4 protein-coding genes are annotated in these 4,942 nt (G+C 68.4%); 3 read left to right on the top strand and 1 reads right to left on the bottom strand.

Features of this window, described 5'->3' with window-relative positions; genetic code table 11:
- A partial coding sequence (locus E1285_RS43230; RefSeq protein WP_243723460.1) for a UPF0182 family protein occupies window positions 1-2,818 on the bottom strand: 2,818 nt, incomplete at its 3' end.
- A gap of 188 nt (window positions 2,819-3,006) precedes the next feature.
- On the opposite strand from E1285_RS43230, the gene E1285_RS43225 reads away from it, so the two are divergent.
- The 3 genes from E1285_RS43225 to E1285_RS43215 form a co-directional block, all read left to right on the top strand.
- Window positions 3,007-3,543, top strand: a complete 537-nt coding sequence (locus E1285_RS43225) for a PPA1309 family protein (RefSeq protein ID WP_132160713.1) — start codon at window positions 3,007-3,009, stop codon at window positions 3,541-3,543.
- A 10-nt stretch (window positions 3,544-3,553) separates the two neighbouring features.
- Window positions 3,554-4,009 carry a molybdenum cofactor biosynthesis protein MoaE gene (locus E1285_RS43220; RefSeq protein ID WP_243723459.1) on the top strand — a complete coding sequence of 152 codons (456 nt, stop codon included), beginning with the start codon at window positions 3,554-3,556 and terminating at the stop codon, window positions 4,007-4,009.
- A gap of 27 nt (window positions 4,010-4,036) precedes the next feature.
- Window positions 4,037-4,942: PDZ domain-containing protein (locus E1285_RS43215; RefSeq protein ID WP_132160711.1), on the top strand; the 906-nt coding region annotated here is incomplete at its 3' end.

Raw genomic sequence — 4,942 nt, 5'->3', positions numbered from 1 at the left:
GGGTGGGGGAGCCCGTGGGGCTCGGAGAGGCCGCCGGGGCGGGCTGCCCGAGCGCCGCCAGTTTCGCCTGCGCGTCCCTGACCCGCTTCAGGGCCTCGCCCATCCCCGGATAGTCGCCGTTCTTCTGGGCGGCGTCGAAGTCCTTCAGGGCCTTGTCCAGCTCGGCGTTGATGGCCTGCACCTCCGCCAGGCTCACCTGCCCGCCTTCCGGAGGTTGCTCGCCGCCCTCGTCCGGCGGTGTCTCCGGTGGCGGCGCCGTGCTCGTGCCGCCGAGGACCTGCTCCAGCGCCTCTTCGAGAGTGTCGGCCGCGGCGATCTTGTCGCCGTATCTCACCAGGATCTTGCCGAGGATGGGATACGGCTGCTGCTCGGTGCCGCCCGCCGCCATCGTGTACATCGGTTCGACGTACAGCAGGCTCCCCCCGAACGGGATCGTCAGCAGGTTGCCGGGCACGGTCTTCGTGCCACCCTGTCTCAAGGCGAACAGATCGGCCTTGACCTGCGTATCCGTCTCGAACGAGTTTTGTACCTGGCCGGGCCCTGCCGGTTGCGCGTTGCGGGGCATCTGGAGGATCTGGATCTGCCCGTAATCGCGTCCAGGAGTCGACCCCACCGCCATGAAGGCGGCCAGCTGCGGGTTGTTGCGCGGGTTGAAGACCGTCGTCAGCGAGAACGACTCCTGGTCCTGGCCCGGCATGCGGAGGCTCTGGTAGTACGGCGGCTGCCGCTTGCCCTGGGAGGACGGGTCCTGCGGCACCTCCCAGAAGCCCTCACCGTTGTAGAACGCCGAGGGGTCCGTCACGTGGTACTGCGCCAGGATCTTCCGCTGGACCTTGAACAAGTCCTGCGGGTAGCGGAAGTGGGCCTCCAGCTCGGGCGGGATCGACGAACGCGGCTGGACGGTGTCGTCGAACACCTTCATCCACGTCTTGGTGATCGGGTCGTTCTCGTCCCACTGGTACAGGTGCACGGTGCCGTCGTAGGCGTCCACCGTAGCCTTGACCGAGTTCCGCATGTAGTTGACGTGGTCGTCGGCCTGCTGCGCCACCGCCGACCGCGTGTCGGTGATGGTGTCGCGCGTCGCGTCCCCGAGGCTCATCTCCTCCGAGTACGGGTAGCTGCTGGACGTCGTGTAGCCGTCCAGGATCCACAGGACGCGGCCGTTGACCACCGTCGGGTACGGGTCGCCGTCCAGCGTCAGCCACGGCGCGGCCTTCTGCACCATCTCCCGCGGCGAGCGGTCGTACAGGAGCTTGGCGTCATCGTTGATCGCACCGGACAGCAGCAGGTTCCTGTCCTGGAACTTCGTCGCGTACAGCATCTTGTGGAAGAACGAGTCGATGGAGACCCCGCCCTGCCCGTCGTAGTTGCTGCTCTGCTGGCCCGACTCGCTGTTGTCGGGGTAGTTCAGCTCCTGCTGGCCCTTGCCGCCCACCACCGAGTAGTTCGCCGTGCGCTCCCCGAAGTAGATCTCCGGCCGCTGCACCTTGATCTTCTGCTCGGCGGAGACCGGCATGTTCTTCGTGATGAAGTCGGGGACGCCGCCGTCGGCGAAGCGGTTGCCGTAGGCGGACACGAACCCGTAACCGTGCGTGTAGACCATGCGGTCCTTGACCCAGCTGCGCTGCCCCTCGGGCGCCCCGGACAGCTCACGGAGCGCCACGACCGTGTCGATCAGCTTGCCGTCCACCTGGTATCGGTCCACGTCAAGCGTGTCGGGGAACCGGTAGAACGGCCTGATCCGCTGAAGCTGCTGGAACGTCTCGCCGACCACGTTCGGGTCGAGGACGCGGACGCCGCCGAGCCTGTCGGCCTCCTCCTGGAGCTTCTTCTCGTCGTTCACCGGCTGTTGCCCGTACGGAACGACCTTCGCGCCGTCCACCCCGTAGGCCTTGCGGGTGGCCTCGATGTTGCGCGAGATGAACTCCCGCTCCTTGGCGAGCTCGTCCGGCTTGACCTGGAACTGCTGGATCAGCAGCGGGTACACCCCGCCCAGCAGGACCGCCGACAGCACCAGCAGCGTGAACCCGACGCCGGGCAGCATCATCCCGCGGCGGAGCAAATTGCTGAAGAACATCACGGCGCACAGCAGAGCGATGACCGCGAGGATCGTCTTGGCGGGCAACAACGCGTTGATATCGGCATAGGACGCGCCGTTCGTCACCCCGCGTTCGGAGTGCATCAGCCCGTACCGGTCGAACCAGTAGGCAAAGGCCTTCAGCAGGATGAACACGCCGAACAGCACCGAGAGGTGGGCCCGCGCGGGCGGGCTCGCCTTGTCGCCCGGCCCCTGCAGCCGCAGCCCCCCGTACAGGTAGTGCACCATCACCGCGGCCAAGATCGACAGGATCACGGTCGCGAAGACGACGCCGAGCACGAGACGCAGGAACGGGTACGTGAAGACGTAGAACGACACGTCCTTGCCGAACTCCGGGTCCTGCACGTTGAAGGGCGTCCGGTTGAGGAACGCCAGCCACACGGGCCACTGGCCCGCCACCGACGAGCCGGTCAGCAGCCCGAGTAGGCCCAGCAGCGACCAGGAGATCAGCCGCCGGCGCGGATCGATGACCGCCCGATAGCGCTCCAGGCCCTGCTGCTCGACAGAGAGCGGCCGGTACGCCGGCCGCAGCCGGTACGCCACCGCCACGTTCGCGCCCACGACCAGCGTCATCAGCAGGCCGGCCCCTAGGAAGAGCACCACCTTCGCCTGGAGCTGCGTCGTGTAGACCGAAGAGAAGCCGATAGAACGGTGCCACAGCACGTTCGTATAGATGGAGGTGAAAATCAGGAACGCGACCAGCAGCACTGCTGCCGTCACCAGTATCGGTAGCAACAGCCGTTTACGTCCGGTACCGAGCCGGCGCCCGAAACCGGGAGTCCGGAAGGTCAAGAGGCCCCTCCGATCGAGATCTCTCACCGGCCGCCCGCCGGTGCTGTAGATGCAACTTACCGACTCGCCCGGGGGTTCCCGCACCTCCCCGGACCGAATGTGGAAAAGATGGCCCCGTGAGTCTTCTGGAAGAAGTAGTGCTGGACCTTGAGCGTCATTCCGCCCAGGAGGGCTGGGACAGCGCGCCGCGTCTCTACGCCCTCGTCCGGAGCACCGAGTTGCGCCGCGCCGAACCCGACCTCGCGGACCAGCTCGGCCTGCCCCCTGACGCCGACACTCTAGCCGCACTCGAGCAGCCCGCCCTACCCGAGAGGGACGCCGTCGAGGACGCCCTCGCCTCCATCGCCTGGCCCGACGCCGTCGAAGGATGCGCCCTGGTGATGGAACGGGTCGTCCTGCCGCCCGACGTCGAGGACGACATCCCCGAGGACGAGGCGGAGGCAGCCGCGTTCGCCACGTCCCACCCCGGACGCGAAGACGTCCGCATGGTCGTCGGCGTCCTGCGCGACGGCGCCCGGCACTCCGCCCTCCGGCTGCGCCGCCACGACACCGACGACGAGGTCCTCGCCGGACCCGACCTCGTCCCCGCCATCGCCGAAGCCCTCGCCGCCACCTTCGAACCGGACGAACCGGGCGGCCCCGCGGAGGGGTAGCCTGCTGAAGGTGAGCGAAGACGGTGTTGGGCAAGGCGGCGCCGGCGGCGTCATCCGGCTGATCGGCGTCCGCGAGACGCCGCTGTCCGTCGACGAGGTGTACGCCGCCGTCGGCGCGCCCGGCGCCGGCGGCATCGCCGTCTTCGCCGGCACCGTCCGCGACACCGACCACGCCCGCGCCGTCAGCGGCCTGTCCTACAGCGCCCACCCCACCGTCGAGCGGCAGTTGCGCGTCGTCATGGAGAAGGTCGCCGCCGACCACCCCGTCCTCGGCCTCGCCGCCGTCCACCGCGTCGGCGACCTGCGGATCGGCGACATCGCCGTCGTCGTCGCCGCGTCCTGCCCGCACCGCGCCGAAGCGTTCGCCGCCTGCCGCAAGCTCATCGACGACCTCAAGGCGCAGGTCCCCATCTGGAAACACCAGACCTTCGCCGACGGCGGCGACGAATGGGTCGGCGCCTGCTGACCGCCCCGACCGCATAGAGTTTCGGGCATGTCTCGTCGTGCCGCCACGCTCACCGTCGCGAGCGTGATCGTCCTCCTGCTCGCCGTCGTCGGCTCCGTCATGCCGGTCCCGTACGTGGCGCTGCAGCCCGGACCCACGCTCAACACCCTAGGCACGGACGACAAAGGGCAGCCGCTGATCAAGATCGACGGCCGCGAGACCTACCCCGACAAGGGCCACCTCAACTTCACCACCGTCACCTACCGCGGCGGCCCCGGCGGGCGCATCGACCTGTTCAGCGCCCTGCGCGGCTGGTTCTCCGGCGACACCGCCATCGTCCCCGAAGAGACGATCTTCCCCGACGACGAGTCGCCGAAGCAGGTCGACGAAGAGAACACCCGCCAGATGCAGAACTCCCAGCAGAGCGCCGAAGCCGCCGCCCTGCGCGAACTGGGCATCGGCGTCACCACGCGCGTCGTCATCCAAGAAGTCCAGAAAGGCCGCCCCGCCGACGGCGTCCTCAAAGCCGGCGACGAGCTCACCGCCGTGAACGGCACCAAGGCCACCGGCGTCTCCCAGGTCATCGACGGCATGGCCGACCTCAAGATCGGCAGCGAGGTCACCCTCACCTACAAGCGCGCCGGTAAAGAGCGCGAGGCCACCGTCAAGACCGTCGCCGACCCCACCGGCGAACGCCCCGTCGTCGGGGTCGTCCTCTCCGACCGGTACACGTTCCCCTTCAAGATCAACATCAGCGTCGGCGACATCGGCGGCCCCTCCGCCGGCCTCATGTTCAGCCTCGCCATCATCGACAAGCTCACCCCCGGCCCCCTCACCCAAGGCAAGTTCGTCGCCGGCACCGGCACCATCACCCCCGAAGGCGAAGTCGGCCCCATCGGCGGCATCCAGCAGAAGATGATCGCCGCCCGCGACGCCGGCGCCACGATCTTCCTC

Source organism: Actinomadura sp. 7K507, assembly GCF_004348425.1.
Lineage (GTDB): Bacteria > Actinomycetota > Actinomycetes > Streptosporangiales > Streptosporangiaceae > Spirillospora.
Note: the sequence above shows the minus strand (reverse complement) of the source record. Positions and strands in the feature narration are given on the sequence as shown.